Raw genomic sequence first — 14,823 nt, forward strand, 5'->3', positions numbered from 1 at the left:
CATCCCGAACTCGGCCGTCAAACGCTTCAGCGCCAATGGTACTATGTCTCAAGACCTGGGAGAGTAGGTCGTCGCCAGGCCTGCAAAGGGCAAAAAGTTTCCTTATCTACGATGCGCGAATGGGGAGTAGCGAAGAGCGAGTAGACGGTTTCTATTCGCCTTTCGCTACTCCCCTTTCTCGTCTTCGAGCCCTCTCCCACAAGAGGGCCGTCGTCCTTGGCGCGGGGTGGAGCAGCCCGGTAGCTCGTCAGGCTCATAACCTGAAGGTCACAGGTTCAAATCCTGTCCCCGCAACCAAGAACTCCTAAATAAGCAAAGCTGAGCACGCCTTCCCGAGCGCGCCGCGGAATGCTGCGGCGCTCGTTGTGGCCATGAGGCGTCCTCCCTCTCGTCTGCCGGCGATCGCGTCCTTGCCCTCCTCATTCACTGTCCGAAGGGTTGCTGCGCTCGCGAGCACAGCAGCTTCGCCCTCGTCTTGTGCTTCAATGATAGGGGCCGCTGAAGGCGTGCCGCTGCGGGATGGCGCCGCAGGCACGAAGATAATGCTCAACCTCGGCCGAAGGGTCGGAAGGAATCGTGAGCATTTGCCTCGATGATTCGCCGAAACGCTGTTGTCGACGCCTGGGCGATCGAACGGGCCGCCGCCACAGACTTCCACGCGTTCCCCGTATCTCACGACTCGCGCCGTTCTTACGCGGGCCATTGACGCGGGAAACAATGACGCCCGCCCCTGGTTCTGGGGCGGGCGCATTTTTCCGTCGAAGGGCGATCGTCAGGCGAGGAGATCGCCGACCACCTTGCCATAGACCACCGTCGGACGCTCGGCGCGGCCGGCGCGCAGATAGACCGTTTTCAGATGATCGAGGCCGAGCAGCTGCAGCACGGTCGCATGCAGATCATAGGTGTCGACCGGATTCTCGACGGTCTTCAGGCCGATCTCATCGGTGGCGCCATAGGTGAGGCCGTGCTTCAAGCCGCCGCCCGCGAGCCACTGCGTATAGCCCCAGGGGTTATGATCGCGGCCGTCGCCGCTCTGGCCATAGGAGGTGCGGCCGAATTCCGACGTCCAAACGATCAGCGTCTCGTCCAGCAGCCCGCGCGACGCGAGATCGGCCAGCAGGCCGGCGATCGGCTTGTCGATCGCCCGGGTGTTGGCGCCGTGATTCTCCTCGAGCTTGCGATGCGCGTCCCAGTTCTTATTGTCGTCGCTGATGCCGTCGACGGAGCCAGAGACGACCTGGATGAAACGCACGCCGCGCTCGACCAGACGACGCGCGCGCAGCAGCGCCGTGCCGTAGTCCTTGGTGGCGTCATTATCGAGACCATAGAGCGCCTTGGTGGCCGCCGTCTCCTTGGAGAGATCGACGGCTTCCGGCGCCGAGGTCTCCATGCGATAGGCGAGCTCATAGGAGCGCGTGCGCGCCTGCAGCTCGGTGTCGGACGGCTGCTCGCCGGACTTGTGCTCATTGAGCTTGCGCAGCAGATCGAGATTGTCGCGCTGCTGAGCCGCGGCGATCAGCTCCGGCTTGTCGAGATTGAGGATCGGCGACGCGCCGGGACGGAAGGCCGTTCCCTGATAGACCGCCGGCAGGAAGCCGGAGCTCCAATTCACCGAGCCGCCGCGCGGCTCGCGCTTGCCGCTATAGAGCACGACATAGGGCGGCAGATCGGGATTGGCGGAGCCGAGCGCATAGGTGATCCAGGCGCCGAGCGACGGACGGCCGGGCGTGACGTCGCCGGTGTTGAGCTTCAGGATCGATATGTCATGCGTCGCGCCGACAGTGACGCTCGACTTGACGAAGGTGATCTTGTCGGCGTGCTGCGCGAGGTTGGGCAGCAGGTCCGAGAACCACGCGCCGCTCTGGCCATATTGCTTCCATGTGCGCTTGGAGGCGAAGAGCTTGCCGGCGCCGCCGGAGGTGGTGACCTGGAGCCCTTTCAGGAAGGACTCGGGAACCTCCTGGCCGGCGAGGCGCACCAGCTCGGGCTTATAGTCATAGAGATCGAGCGTGCTCGGCGCGCCGTCCATATGCAACCAGATTACCGATTTCACCTTGGGAGCGAAATGCGGAGCCTTCTTCGTCAGTGGATCGACGAAGGTCGCCGCCGCCTGGGCGAGCGGAACCGAGAACACGCCGCCGCCCGGCATGAAGCCGTTCAGCGCCACACCGCCGAGGCCATACCCGGCGTTGAACAGCCATTCTCGACGCGTCTTGCTCATGATGACGTTCCTTTTCTTCCAGATGATCGATGCGATTGTCAGAAGCGGTAGATGAACTCATTGGAATTCGCGACCGTATGCACGAGGTCGACGAAGGCGGACGCGCGGATCGGATTGGTCGTGCTCACGTCTTTTCCGGTCGGCACGGCGATCGAGAATTTGCCGTCGGAGGGCTTGGCTCCGATGAGCTTCTCATGCTCGTCGAGAAAGGCCTGGAGCAGCGATTTCTCGTATGCGTCGGGGCTGCGTGAGAACAGGATCTGATAGAGCCGTTCCAAGCGCGCGCCCTCGTCGGCGCCGGCCTCGCGAATGACGCGGCCGGCGAGCGCCTGCGACCATTGGAAGACGAGATCATTATTGACGAGCGTCAGCGCTTGCAGCGGCGTCGTGGTGACGTCGCGCTTGCTGTGCGCCTGCTGTGGATTGTTGAGGTCGAAGGTCTCGAGCAGCGGATAGGGAACGCTCCGCCGCGCGAAAATATAGAGGCTGCGCCGATTGATCTCGTGCGGATCATTGGACGCCTCCCAAGCCGGGCCGACATTGAGATTGGCCGGCAGCGGCGGATACACCGCCGGACCGCCGATCGCGCCCTCGAGACGGCCGGACGCCTGCAGGAAGGAATCGCGAATCTGCTCGGCGTCGAGCCGCTTGCGCGGGAAGACGGCGAGCAGCTTATTCTCCGGATCGACGGCGGCGACATCGTCACGATGCGCGGAAGATTGCCGATAGGCGCTCGACAAGAGAATCTCGCGGTGCAGCTTTTTGATGCTCCAGCCGCCGTCGACGAAGCTATTGGCGAGATAGTCGAGCAGCTCTGGATTGGTCGGCTTGTCGCCGGCCTTGCCGAAATCGCTGACCGTGCCGACGATGCCCTTGCCGAAATATTCGTTCCAGACGCGATTCACGAAAACGCGCGCGGTCAAGGGATTGCTCGGGCTGGTGAGCCAATTGGCGAGCGCCGTCCGGCGGCCGGAGGAGGCGGCCGTCGGCGTGATCGCAGGGGTCTCGCCATTGGCGAAAGCCTCGGGGAAGGCCGGCTGCACCTCGTCGAGCGGACGTTCGTGATTGCCGCCGAAGTAGACATAGGTGGGCGGAGAATCGGAATGTCCGAGCTCGGTCGCTGCGGTGAATGTGTCTGCGCCGCGCGTCGGCTTGAGCTTCTCGAATTTCTTCAGCTCTTCCGTCAGCTTTTGATATTCGGCCCATTTCGCCACCGCCTCGGGCGTATGGTCGGGGCTCTGCGCATCATTGGCGATGTCGCGCAGATAATTGGCCAGCGCCGGCTGATCGGTGACAACATCCGCCCGATAATTGACCCAACGGTCGAGCGCGTTCCACTCGGATTTCGGCTTGAAGATCGAGGCGCGCGCGTCGGGATTGTAGCGCTCCTTGTAGAAGCTGGAGGCCTTGTCGCGAATCTGCGCGATGATCGCCTTCTGCTTGTCCAGAATATCCTTGGCCGCAGTCTCGTATTTGGCGAGCGCCTTCTCATAGGCGATCTCCTGCTCGCCCTTGGCGGCGGGGATTTTTTCGTCGAAGGCCGTATTGGCGAAAAAGGCCTGCAGCGAGAAATAATCTTTCTGCGTGATCTTGTCGGACTTGTGATTGTGGCAGCGCGCGCAGCCGACCGTCGTGCCGAGGATCGCCGTTCCGATCGTGTCGGTGATGTCGGTCGTGATCTGATATTTGCGGCCGATGAGGTCGCGCGCATTGGGATTATCGGTGTAGCTCGCCAGGAAGCCGGTGGCGACCAGCGCTTTCTGATCGCCGGGCGCGATTTCGTCCGCGGCGATCTGCTCCTGAATGAAGCGCGAATAGGGCTTGTCCTCATTGAAGGACTGGACGACGTAATCGCGATAGCGGAAGAAATTGGGGCGCGTCACATCATTCTGAAAGCCCGCGCTATCCGCATAGCGCGCGAGGTCCAGCCAACGGCGCGCCTGCCGCTCGCCATAGCGCGGTGAGGCCAGCAGCTGATCGATGAGCTTCTCATAAGCGTCGGGCGAGGCGTCGTTGACGAAAGCGGCGACATCCTCTGGTTCGGGAATGAGGCCCGAGACGTCCAGCGTTGCGCGGCGAATGAAAGCCGTGCGGTCTGCGTCCTGCGACGGGGAGAGCTTCGCCGCTTCGATCTTCGCGAGAAGGAAAGAGTCGATCGGCGAGCGCACCCATGCTTTGCGTTCCACCTCCGGGATCGCCGGACGCTGCACTGGCTGATAGGCCCAGTGCGGACGCGACGCGCCGCTCGAACGCGCCGGACCCGCCGCAGGCGCGACATCCGCCGCGATGGCGATCGTCGCCGTGGACGCGCCGAGCATCAGCGCCAACAACACATGCTTCAGTGGTTTTTTCATTTCGTCACCCCCAACGGCAATTCGTCTCGGCGATGTGGTCCCGACAGACGCCTCGGACCAACGGCCGGCGAGGGGATCGAGCCCTCGATTGGCCGGATACATATTCCTACTAGGATGATATGTTTTTAACAAGCGCTGAATATCAAAAATGTGCAATTACGTGACTGTCAAAATAGCCTCGTCGATAAGCTCCTATAAAACCCACCGGAAAGCACGGGTGTCTTCTGTCTGCGGCCGATGCGTCGTCATCTCGATCGAGATGTGAGCGCGCTTCGGAGGCGATGTCATCCCTCTCGCTCGACAGCCGCCGGTGATGAGCTGCGCGCGTGATCGCCTGGAGCAGGATGCGGCAGAGAAAATCCTCCGATCTCGACCAGTGTGCGGCAGGCCGGGGACGCGCGACGACCACGGATTCGCGAATCACGCGATAATGACGGCGTCGATTCGACGGCGATCGCGACGATCTTCTCGATCAAGGGAGGTCCGCGACGCGCCTGAGCCGGCTATCACGGGGCTCTCGGGCCGGGACAGGTATTTTCGAGGGGATGGCGCGAGGCTCGAAGCCTGGAAATATTGGTGCCGCAAGAGGGATTCGAACCCCCGACCCCATCATTACGAATGATGTGCTCTACCAGCTGAGCTATTGCGGCATTCCCTGGACGGGCCGTGGCTCGTCCGAGGCGTTCCTCTTAGCGGCGCCGAATGGGTTTTTCAAGCGCCTCGGGCTTGTTCGTCAAAGGTCGTTGCGCGAAGAGCGGTTAGGGGCGGGCGAAAGGCTCGCCAGCGCCTGGCCGCGCAGCTGATCCGCCTCGGAACGGGCCTTTTTGGCGTCGGCGCGCGCGGCCTTGGCGGCGCGGCGATAGCGGCCATGCGCCACCCAGGACGACAGGCCGCCCGCCAGCACGCCCAGCGCGATCGCCGCCAGAACCACGAGATAGAGCGGCGCCTCGAAAGACGGCCCGCTCTCGCCCGCGCCCGGAAACGGGTCGAGGAAAATCTTCACCGGCCCGCGATTCGCCACCGCGAAATATAAGAACACCAGCGCCAGCGGAACAAAGACGAGAATGCGCAGAACCGATCTCATGTCACCTTCCTACTTCGTCCGCTGCCCTATCGAAGGTCAGCCGTGGGCGTCGTTCAGCCGCTCGCGCATTTCCTTGCCCGTCTTGAAGAAGGGCACGGATTTCTCCTCCACCGAGACTTGCTCGCCGGTGCGCGGATTGCGACCCGTTCGGGCCTCTCGCCGTTTCACGGAAAAGGCGCCGAAGCCGCGCAGCTCGACCCGGTCGCCGCGCGCGAGCGCCAGTGTGATCTCGTCGAGAATCGTGCTGACGATCGTCTCGACGTCGCGCTGATAGAGATGTCCATTGCGGGCGGCAATTCTTTGGATGAGTTCGGATTTGATCATGCGACGTTCCAGTTCTACCGACGTGACCGCATCGATCGGAGCCTCAATCGGGCATGGGAGCGTGCCAAATCGCAACCATACCGTCAAGCAGCCCCTGCTGCGCGAGAAGGCCGGCGCGCTCCAGCGCGTCGGCGAAGGCCGAAAGTCCCAGCGTCCGCGACATGGGCGCCATCGAATCGACGAGGCCGAGCTTTTCCAGCGTGCTCTTTTCTTTCCAGTCGCGCACCGGCAGCTTCTTGGCGACGCCCTTATTGGCTTCCAGCCATTCGATCGCCTCGCGCTCGCCGCCGAGCTTGTCGATGAGCTTCAGCGGCAGGCTCTGGCGGCCGGTGAAGACGCGGCCGTCCGAGACCTTGGCGAGCTCCTCGTCGGTGAGCTTGCGGCGGTCCTTCACCAGCTGCTTGAACCAGTCGTAGGAATCGGTGACGAGCGCGGCGATGGCCTCGCGCGCGGCGTCGCTGGTCGGCTCCAGCCCATTGGGCGCGGCCTTCAGCGGGGAGGATTTCACCTCCTCCACCTTCACGCCCACCGTGTCGAGCAGGCGCGAGACATTGGGGAATTGGAACAGCACGCCGATCGAGCCGACGATCGAATTGCCTTGCGCGAAAATCTCGTCGGAGGCGATGGCGGCGATATAGGCGCCGGAGGCGGCGAGCGTCCCGACGACGGCGACCATGGGCTTTTTCTCGGCGAGGCGGCGCAGCTCGTCATGGAGCTTCTCGGAGCCGGTCGTGGTGCCGCCGGGGCTGTCGATATTCAGCAGCACGGCGCTCGCATGTGATTCGCCGATCGATTTGATGAGATCGAGCGTCGCCTTGTCGCCAGTGATGAGGCCGCTGATCGACAGGCGGGCGATATGGGGCGACAGCTTGGCGGCCGGGCTCGGCCCGCCCTCGCCGAATCGCGCAAAGGCCGCGAGGCCGGCGAGGGCGACGGCGATCACGGCCAGAACGCGCCAATAGCCGAGCTTGCGGCGAAGGCGGCGACGATCGATCAGATATTCATTGGGAAGCGACATGCCGGGGCTCGGGCTCGACAGAAAGGGGCGCGACGGGCGCGAGACTAGCCTGTTTCGCGCCGCGAGGGAATCGCCGGGAGGGAAACGGCCGCGCGCATTCGCACGGCTCTATCGTTCGAATTGCAAAATCGCATAAAAAATTGCAGTTTCTCCGCAGATCGGAAGCCTCGGGGAGCATAGGGAAATTGGTCTCGCCTCGCCTTTGTTCGCGTCTCGCTGTCGTGCTCGCCCTCGCCGGCGCCGCTTTTTCCGCCCCTGCGGCGAAGGCGGCCGGCTGGCATTATTATGATCCCGAGTGCCCCGTGGCGCTCGGCGACGGCAAGGCGATGAAATTCGTCGCCATGCAGCCCAAGAAGAACATAGATCGCGTCTGCGACGTGCTTCCCGACACCGGCGCGACGGTGATCGCGCTGGACGCGCCGGACGCCGAGCTGCGCGAGATGAATTGGGATATTCGGGTCGTTCGGGATGTCGAAGGCGATGGCGAGCCGGCCGAGAGCGACACTGTGCTGCGCGTGCCATTGCAGAAGTTTCGCAATGGCATGGTCAATTTCGACGTCAATATTCAGACGGCGGGCAAATATGCGCTCTACGCCCGGCTGTCGAGCGACGATGGCGCGAAGGCGTTCGTCGGCCGCCACCATTTCACCGTGGGGCTGATCGACAATACGGAATTCTATGCCTACGTCTTTTTCGGCCTGCTGGTGGCGGGCGTCGGCGGACGTTTCGGCTATGTCGCGATGAAGAAGAGGCAGGCCGCCTGACGGCGGCGGGCGCTTCTACCTCTCCCTGGAGGGGAGGGTGGATGCGCCCCTGTCGCCTCTCAGCCTTCCACCACGGTGAATTCCAGCGGCACGCCATTGGCGAGCGGCGTGGAGCCGCCGGCCTTGGCGTCGGCCAGCCGGTCGAGACGGATCAGCGCCAGACCTTCGCCGCCCACGGCCGAGCCGGTGACGCCGATTTCCACCTCGCCGGCCTTGATCGTCGTGCCCGGCGCCGGGGCCGCGCCCTCGGCGTGGAAAGTCGCGACGCGCTTCCGCACCGGGCCGCGATGCTTCATGCGCGAGACCACCTCCTGGCCGAGGAAGCAGCCTTTCTTGAAATCGACGCCGGCGAGGCGATCCATATTCGCCTCATGCGGGAAGGCGTCGCCATAGACGAAATCGAGGCCGCCCTCGGGCGCGGCGGCGGCGATGCGCTTGGCGTCATAGGCGTCGCGCGGCGCGGTGGCGAGCGTTCCGGCGATCTCGCGCGTGACGAGGCCGCGCCAGCCGAGGCTTTCCGCGCGGGGGTCCGCCGCGAGGGCGATGGCGTCGATCGCCGGCTTGGCGGTCGCCTCCGGGAAGGCGACGCTGGCGTAATCGGCGCTGCGGTCGGTGATCGTCACGGCGGCGCGCAGCTTGTAGAATTTCAGACGGTCGAGCAGCGTCTCCACCATATTGGACGCGCAATCGAGCAGCAGCACGAGCCCTTCCTCGCCGACGCGGGCGAAGATGAAGAAATCGACGATGATCTTGCCCTGCGGCGTGAGCAGCGCCGCAAAGCGCAGCTCGCCCGCCTCGATGGTCTTCACATTCTGCGTGAGAATGCCGTGCAAATATTTGGCGGCGTCGGGGCCTGCGACCTCGACGACGCCTCGATCCGAGAGAAGTGTGGCGCTGGTCATTGTCCGATGTGCTCCAAATGAGGTCGGCGAACCGACAGGCTGCTCTCGCCGCCAAGCTCTTCTCCCAGCGCGGAGCGGGTTCCGGCCCGCGCCAATCTGCGCTAGATCGTCTCGAGAGGGCGACGCCCCGTTCGCGTCGAAATTTCCACAGTCCGGGCGACACCTGCAAGCGAGGCGCCAGCCATGCCCAAGACCTATGACATGATTCTCGCCGGCGGGACGCTCGTCAATCAGGATGGCGTCGCTCCGCGCGACGTCGGGCTGCGCGACGGCAAGATCGCCGAGATCGGCGATCTTTCGCAAGCCTCCGCCGGCGAGCGGATCGATTGCGCGGGCCTTCACATATTGCCGGGCGTCATCGACACGCAGGTGCATTTTCGCGAGCCCGGCCCCACCCATAAGGAAGATTTGGAGACCGGAACGCGCGCCGCCGTCCTCGGCGGCGTCGTGGCGGTTTTCGAAATGCCCAACACCAAGCCGCTGACCACCGGCGCCGCCGAGCTCGCGGACAAGGTGGCGCGCGCCTCGGGCCGCGCCCATTGCGATTTCGCCTTTTGGGTCGGCGGCACGCATGAGAATGCGAAGGATATCCCCGAGCTCGAGCGCCTGCCCGGCGCGGCGGGCATAAAAGTGTTCATGGGCTCGTCCACCGGCTCCCTGCTGGTCGCCGACGACGCCGGCGTCGGCGAGATTCTCTCCAAGACGCGCCGCCGCGCCGCTTTCCACAGCGAGGACGAATATCGCCTGGAGGAGCGCAAGCCGCTGCGCATTCCGGGCGATCCGACCTCGCATCCGGTCTGGCGCGACGAGATCACCGCGCTGCGTTCCACCGAGCGGCTGCTGCGCATCGCCCGTGAGAAGGGCGCGCTGGTGCATGTGCTGCATATATCGACGGCCGAGGAGATCGAATTTCTCGCCAGTCACAAGGATATCGCCAGCGTCGAGGCGACGCCGCATCATCTCACCCTCGATGCGCAAGACTATTTGCGGCTCGGCACGCTGGTGCAGATGAATCCGCCGGTGCGTGACGCGCGCCATCGCGAGGGGATTTGGCGGGGCGTGACGCAGGGGATCGTCGATGTGCTCGGCTCCGACCATGCGCCGCATACGCTCGAGGAGAAGGCCAAGCCCTATCCAGAGAGTCCGTCCGGCATGACCGGTGTGCAGACTCTGGTGCCGACGATGCTGGACCATGTGAACGCCGGCCGGCTCACTCTGCAGCGCTTCGTGGACCTCACCAGCGCCGGGCCGGCGCGGCTGTTCGGCCTCGCCGGCAAAGGCCGCGTCGCCGTGGGCTATGACGCCGATCTGACCGTCGTCGATCTGAAGCGCCGCGAGACCATCCGCAATGACTGGATCGCCTCGCGCTGCGGCTGGACGCCCTATGACGGCGTGGAGGTCACGGGCTGGCCGGTGGGCGCGATCATTCGCGGCGCGCGGGTGATGTGGGAGGGCGAGCTGGTCTCGCCCTCGCGCGGCGCGCCGATACGGTTTCAGCAGGCGTTGTGACTGGCGGCAGTTCTTTGTCGAGAACGTGAAATGTATCTGCCAGACCTATTCCACGAGCAGCATTTCGAGACGATCGCCGCCCTTATCGACGCGCATCCGCTCGGCGCGCTCACGCGGATCGTGAATGGCGTGATCGTCGCCGATCACATTCCGTTTCTCTTCGACGCTGAGGCCAATGTGCTGCGCGCGCATGTCGCGCGCGCCAATCCGCTGTGGCGGGATTTCGATCCCGCCAGCGAGGCGCTGGCGATCTTCACCGGCCTCGACCATTATGTGACGCCCTCCTGGTATGCGACGAAGCGCGAGACCGGAAAGGTCGTGCCGACATGGAATTACGAGGCGGTCCATGTCTATGGCCGCCTGCGCGCGATCGAGGATGCGAATTGGATTCGCGCTTTGCTGCGCGATTTGACGGCGCGTCACGAATCGGCGCGGCCCGCGCCCTGGGCGCTCGAGGATGCGCCGGATGCTTTTATCGATGCGATCATGACAGCGATCGTCGGGATAGAGCTGTCGATCACGCGCATAGAGGCGAAGCGCAAGCTCAGCCAGAATCGCAACGCCGCCGATCGCGCCGGCGTGGTCGCTGGGCTCGAGGCGGAGGGCGGCGAGGCCGCCGGGCGAATGGCGAAGGCGATAGAGGCGCTGGATCGGAAGGCCTGAGGCTTCAGCGTCCCCGCAGCGCGTCCAGCGTCTTCTTGCCCGCCCGGCCATCCGCCTTCAGCCCCGCGCGGCCCTGGAAGTCGGCGATGGCTTCCTTCGTCTTGGTTCCGATCACGCCGTCCGGCTCGCCCACGGCATAGCCCTGGCGGTTGAGCAGCGCCTGCATCTCGCGGCGCTCGGCGCGGGAGAGGCCCGGATCGTCGGTCGGCCAGGGCGCTTGAATGCCCGGTCGCCCGCGCAGCTGGTCCGACAGCACGGCGATCGCCAGCGCGTAAGATTCGGCGGCGTTGTAGGAATAGATGGCGTCGAAATTGTGCGTCACCAGAAAGGCCGGGCCGTTGCGGCCGGCGGGCAGCAGCAGAGCCGCTTGGCCTTCGCCCAATCCGCCGCCGTCGAGCCGCGTGATCCCGCGCGACGCCCAGGCCGACATTGGCTGCCTTGTCGTGCGGCCGGAGGGACCGCTATAGCCCGAAGGCACATTCACCTCGAAGCCCCAGCGCAGACCCGGCCGCCAGCCGGCCTTGCGCAGGAAATTCGCCGTGCTGCCGAGCGAATCGGCTGCCGAGCTGGCGATGTTGCGCCGACCGTCGCCGTCGAGATCGACCGCCGTGGAGAGGAAGGTGGAGGGCATGAATTGCGTATGGCCGAAGGCGCCGGCCCAGGAGCCGTTGAACTCCTCCGGCGCAATGTCGCCGCTCTGCAAAATCTTCAGCGCGGCGATGAACTCGCCTTTGAAATAGTCGTTGCGGCGCGGCGCCTCGCAGACGAGCGTCGCCAGCGATTGCACCACGCTGCGCTTGCCGAAATTCTTGCCGAAATCCGATTCGACGCCCCAGACCGCGACCACCGTCGCCGGATCGACGCCGTAACGCTGCTCCGCCGCATGCAGGGCGGAGGCGTGGCGCTGCATCATGGCGCGGCCTTCCTCGACGCGCTCCTCATCGACGAGGCCTGCGATATAATCCCAGATCGGCGTCTTGAACTCGGGCTGCTTGTCCATGAAGCTCGGCGCGTCATTGGGCTCGAGCCCATTGGTCGCGCTGTCGATGACGCGCTGCGAGACGCCGGCGCCGGCCGCCGCATGGCGCAGGCCGGCGAGGCAGGAGGCGAAATCGGCCCGCGCTGGCGCGGCGCAGAGGAGAAGGGCGATGACCGCCGGGAGCTTATGCGTGATCTTCATGATCGGATGCTAGGAACCTATGGTTACTGCTTCGTTGCCGCGATCGTCCGTTTCGGTTCATTTCGGCGCGGAGATCGGCTAATTTGAGGCCCAAGCCCGCGGGGAGACGGGCGGCGACAGCGCCCGGCCCGAATTCGGCGCGACACCAGACAAAAAGAGGAACCCCATGCTTTCGAGACTGCTCGCGCTGACGCTCGCCATCGCGCCGCTCACCATCGACCACGCCGCCGCCATCTGCTGGTTCGGCTGTCCCGATCCGACCGAAGCCAATGCGCGGCAGATTTTCGACAATCTGCTGAAGCAGCGCTTCGACAAGCCCGGAAAAATCCTCTCCTTCAAGCAGACGATGACCGAGCGTCTGGAGATGCATGCGACCGGCGAGAAGGGATTCGAGCTGTTCTTCAACGCCTCGGTGCAGTTTCCCGACGGCGCCAATCTCGAATGCAAGCCGGATGACGCCGGCAAGTTTCCGGAGGGCTGCTCGCCGAGCAAGCATTATGTGACCGCGCCGCGCAATAGCGATCCCAAGGGCAAGCAATATATCGCCCCCGGCGAGACGATCGTTTTCGATGAGGAATATCGCTTCTACGCCGACGGCGACGGCTGGAAGGGTCCCGACGGCGTGGTCTACAAGCAGTAGAAAAAGTGCGGAAATCTCCTTCTCCCACTCGTGGGAGAAGGTGGCCCCGCGATGCGGGGTCGGATGAGGGCGCGTCCAGAAGGGGCGGAGGACTTCATCGACTCTGATTGCGACGAGATTTCAGGCGTCCTGATGGACCCTCATCCGACCCGGCTTCGCCGGGCCACCTTCTCCCGCGCGCGGGAGAAGGACGTCGCGCCGTCAGATTCGGCGGATCACGCGATCAGCGCGCGGGCGGCGCCGCGCTCGTCGCCGAGCGCCTCCAGGGCCTTGGCCACTATGGCGCGGGCGTCGAGGCCGGCGCGGGCGAGCATCACGTCCTGCTTGTCATGGTCGATATAGAGATCGGGCAGGATCATAGAGCGGAATTTGAACGTCCCGCGCGCGCCGTCCAGCGCGCCATGCTCCGACAGGACTTGGAACGCCTGCGAGCCGAAGCCGCCGATCGAGCCTTCCTCGATCGTGATGAGGACCTCGTGATTGGCCGCGAGGCGCAGCAGCAGATCGCGGTCGATCGGCTTGGCGAAGCGGGCGTCCGCGACCGTTGTCGAAATGCCGCGGCCGGTCAGCTCCTTGGCCGCCGTCAGCGCATCGGCGAGCCGCGTGCCGAGCGAGAGGATCGCCACTTTCGAGCCTTCGCGGATCACGCGGCCGCGGCCGATCTCCAGTACCTCGCCACGCTGAGGCAGCTCGACGCCGACGCCCTCGCCGCGCGGATAGCGGAAAGCGATCGGGCCTTCGTCGAAGGCGGCGGAGGTCGCCACCATATGGACCAGCTCGGCCTCGTCCGAAGGCGACATGATCACCATGCCGGGCAGGCAGGCGAGATAGGCGATGTCGAAAGCGCCCGCGTGAGTGGGGCCGTCGGCGCCGACGAGGCCGGCGCGGTCGATTGCGAAACGCACCGGCAGATGCTGGATCGCGACATCATGCACAAGCTGGTCGTAGCCGCGCTGCAAGAAGGTGGAATAGAGCGCGCAGAAGGGCTTATAGCCCTCGCAGGCGAGGCCGGCGGCGAAGGTCACGGCATGCTGCTCGGCGATGGCCACGTCGAACATTCGGTCCGGGAAGGCCTTCTCGAACAGGTCGAGGCCGGTGCCGGCCGGCATTGCGGCAGTGATGGCGACGATCTTGTCGTCGCGCTCGGCCTCCGCCACCAGGGTCTTGGCGAAGACGCTGGTGTAGGAGGGCGCGTTGGCCTTGGGCTTGTCCTGCGCGCCGGTCAGCACGTCGAAACGATTGACGCCGTGATAGCGGTCCGCCGCGGCCTCGGCCGGGCCATAGCCCTTGCCCTTTTGGGTAACGACATGAACCAGCACCGGGCCGTCGTCCTTGTCGCGCACATTGGTCAGCACAGGCAGGAGATGCTCGAGATTATGTCCGTCGATCGGCCCGACGTAATAGAAGCCGAGCTCCTCGAACATCGTCCCGCCGCCGGTGATGAAGCTGCGGGAGAATTCCTCCGCCTTGCGCGCTTTCTCATAGAGGAAATGCGGCAGATGGCGGGCGAGCTGCTTGGCCGTCTCGCGCAAGGTGCGGAAGGCGCCGCCGGAAACGAGCCGGGCGAGATAGGCCGACATGGCGCCGGTCGGCGGCGCGATCGACATGTCATTGTCGTTGAGAATGACGATGAGGCGGGAGTCGAGCGCGCCGGCGTTGTTCATCGCCTCATAGGCCATGCCCGCCGAAATGGCGCTGTCGCCGATCACCGCGACGACGTGATTGGCGCCGCCGGAGAGATCGCGCGCCACCGCCATGCCGAGGCCGGCCGAGATAGAGGTGGAGGAATGGCCGGCGCCAAAGGCGTCGTATTCGCTCTCGGCGCGCTTGGTGAAGCCGGCGAGCCCCTTGCCCTGGCGCAGCGTGCGAATGCGCTCGCGGCGGCCGGTCAGAATCTTGTGCGGATAGGTCTGATGGCCGACGTCCCAGACGATCTTGTCGTTCGGCGTATCGAAGACGTAATGCAGCGCGACGGTGAGCTCGACGACGCCGAGCCCGGCGCCCAAATGCCCGCCGGTGACGGAAACCGCGTCTATGGTCTCGCGGCGCAATTCATCGGCCAGCTGGCGGAGCTGGCCGGGCTGCAGCTTGCGCAGATCCTGCGGCGTTTCGATCCGGTCGAGAAGGGGGGTCTTCGAAGTCGTCAAAGCGCCTACTCTGGTCT

General features: G+C 64.8%; 12 protein-coding genes and 2 tRNA genes. 5 read left to right on the plus strand and 9 right to left on the minus strand.

Annotated features, from left to right (window positions below; translation table 11 throughout):
• Positions 1-220: 220 nt before the first annotated feature.
• Positions 221-297, plus strand: a tRNA-Met gene (locus tag EDE12_RS06200).
• 475 nt (positions 298-772) lie between these two features.
• On the opposite strand, the gene EDE12_RS06205 is transcribed toward EDE12_RS06200, so the two are convergent.
• From EDE12_RS06205 to sppA, 6 genes are all read right to left on the minus strand, one after another.
• Complete coding sequence (locus tag EDE12_RS06205) at positions 773-2,221, minus strand: DUF1501 domain-containing protein (RefSeq protein WP_198029861.1); 1,449 nt, start codon at positions 2,219-2,221, stop codon at positions 773-775.
• Between the two features lie 38 nt (positions 2,222-2,259).
• Positions 2,260-4,575, minus strand: coding sequence for a DUF1549 and DUF1553 domain-containing protein (locus tag EDE12_RS06210; protein WP_026597802.1), 2,316 nt, complete (start codon positions 4,573-4,575; stop codon positions 2,260-2,262).
• Between the two features lie 574 nt (positions 4,576-5,149).
• A tRNA-Thr gene (locus EDE12_RS06215) sits at positions 5,150-5,225 on the minus strand.
• An 83-nt stretch (positions 5,226-5,308) separates the two neighbouring features.
• On the minus strand, positions 5,309-5,659 hold the full coding sequence (locus EDE12_RS06220; RefSeq protein WP_024878761.1) for a LapA family protein: 351 nt from the start codon (positions 5,657-5,659) through the stop codon (positions 5,309-5,311).
• A gap of 36 nt (positions 5,660-5,695) precedes the next feature.
• Positions 5,696-5,983: an integration host factor subunit beta gene (gene ihfB, locus EDE12_RS06225; protein ID WP_018264144.1), complete on the minus strand. Its 288-nt coding sequence runs from the start codon at positions 5,981-5,983 to the stop codon at positions 5,696-5,698.
• Between the two features lie 43 nt (positions 5,984-6,026).
• Entirely contained in the window at positions 6,027-7,001 is a 975-nt protein-coding gene (gene sppA, locus EDE12_RS06230) for a signal peptide peptidase SppA (RefSeq protein WP_026597803.1), read from the minus strand.
• A 185-nt stretch (positions 7,002-7,186) separates the two neighbouring features.
• On the opposite strand from sppA, the gene EDE12_RS06235 reads away from it, so the two are divergent.
• Positions 7,187-7,765: a hypothetical protein gene (locus EDE12_RS06235; protein WP_026597804.1), complete on the plus strand. Its 579-nt coding sequence runs from the start codon at positions 7,187-7,189 to the stop codon at positions 7,763-7,765.
• 59 nt (positions 7,766-7,824) lie between these two features.
• Here EDE12_RS06235 and EDE12_RS06240 read toward each other — a convergent pair whose 3' ends face one another.
• Complete coding sequence (locus EDE12_RS06240; RefSeq protein WP_026597805.1) at positions 7,825-8,667, minus strand: folate-binding protein YgfZ; 843 nt, start codon at positions 8,665-8,667, stop codon at positions 7,825-7,827.
• Positions 8,668-8,850: 183 nt separating this feature from the next.
• Between EDE12_RS06240 and EDE12_RS06245 the strand changes: the two genes are divergently transcribed.
• Together EDE12_RS06245 and EDE12_RS06250 are read left to right on the plus strand one after the other, a co-directional pair.
• Positions 8,851-10,176: a dihydroorotase gene (locus EDE12_RS06245; protein WP_026597806.1), complete on the plus strand. Its 1,326-nt coding sequence runs from the start codon at positions 8,851-8,853 to the stop codon at positions 10,174-10,176.
• 30 nt (positions 10,177-10,206) lie between these two features.
• Positions 10,207-10,839, plus strand: a complete 633-nt coding sequence (locus EDE12_RS06250) for an FMN-binding negative transcriptional regulator (protein WP_026597807.1) — start codon at positions 10,207-10,209, stop codon at positions 10,837-10,839.
• 4 nt (positions 10,840-10,843) lie between these two features.
• Here EDE12_RS06250 and EDE12_RS06255 read toward each other — a convergent pair whose 3' ends face one another.
• Entirely contained in the window at positions 10,844-12,019 is a 1,176-nt protein-coding gene (locus EDE12_RS06255; RefSeq protein ID WP_036290187.1) for a lytic murein transglycosylase, read from the minus strand.
• Positions 12,020-12,185: 166 nt separating this feature from the next.
• Between EDE12_RS06255 and EDE12_RS06260 the strand changes: the two genes are divergently transcribed.
• Positions 12,186-12,659: a hypothetical protein gene (locus tag EDE12_RS06260; protein WP_026597809.1), complete on the plus strand. Its 474-nt coding sequence runs from the start codon at positions 12,186-12,188 to the stop codon at positions 12,657-12,659.
• Positions 12,660-12,874: 215 nt separating this feature from the next.
• On the opposite strand, the gene dxs is transcribed toward EDE12_RS06260, so the two are convergent.
• Positions 12,875-14,806: a 1-deoxy-D-xylulose-5-phosphate synthase gene (gene dxs, locus EDE12_RS06265; RefSeq protein WP_024878770.1), complete on the minus strand. Its 1,932-nt coding sequence runs from the start codon at positions 14,804-14,806 to the stop codon at positions 12,875-12,877.
• Positions 14,807-14,823 lie beyond the last annotated feature (17 nt).

Source organism: Methylosinus sp. sav-2 (assembly GCF_004366495.1).
GTDB lineage: Bacteria > Pseudomonadota > Alphaproteobacteria > Rhizobiales > Beijerinckiaceae > Methylosinus.

Coding starts and splice junctions, on each gene's coding strand:
- ihfB (WP_018264144.1), bottom strand. CDS start 5,983: ATGATCAAATCCGAACTCATCCAAAGAATTGCCGCCCGCAATGGACAT.
- EDE12_RS06240 (WP_026597805.1), bottom strand. CDS start 8,667: ATGACCAGCGCCACACTTCTCTCGGATCGAGGCGTCGTCGAGGTCGCA.
- EDE12_RS06255 (WP_036290187.1), bottom strand. CDS start 12,019: ATGAAGATCACGCATAAGCTCCCGGCGGTCATCGCCCTTCTCCTCTGC.
- EDE12_RS06250 (WP_026597807.1), top strand. CDS start 10,207: ATGTATCTGCCAGACCTATTCCACGAGCAGCATTTCGAGACGATCGCC.
- EDE12_RS06205 (WP_198029861.1), bottom strand. CDS start 2,221: ATGAGCAAGACGCGTCGAGAATGGCTGTTCAACGCCGGGTATGGCCTC.
- EDE12_RS06210 (WP_026597802.1), bottom strand. CDS start 4,575: ATGAAAAAACCACTGAAGCATGTGTTGTTGGCGCTGATGCTCGGCGCG.
- EDE12_RS06220 (WP_024878761.1), bottom strand. CDS start 5,659: ATGAGATCGGTTCTGCGCATTCTCGTCTTTGTTCCGCTGGCGCTGGTG.
- sppA (WP_026597803.1), bottom strand. CDS start 7,001: ATGTCGCTTCCCAATGAATATCTGATCGATCGTCGCCGCCTTCGCCGC.
- EDE12_RS06245 (WP_026597806.1), top strand. CDS start 8,851: ATGCCCAAGACCTATGACATGATTCTCGCCGGCGGGACGCTCGTCAAT.
- EDE12_RS06260 (WP_026597809.1), top strand. CDS start 12,186: ATGCTTTCGAGACTGCTCGCGCTGACGCTCGCCATCGCGCCGCTCACC.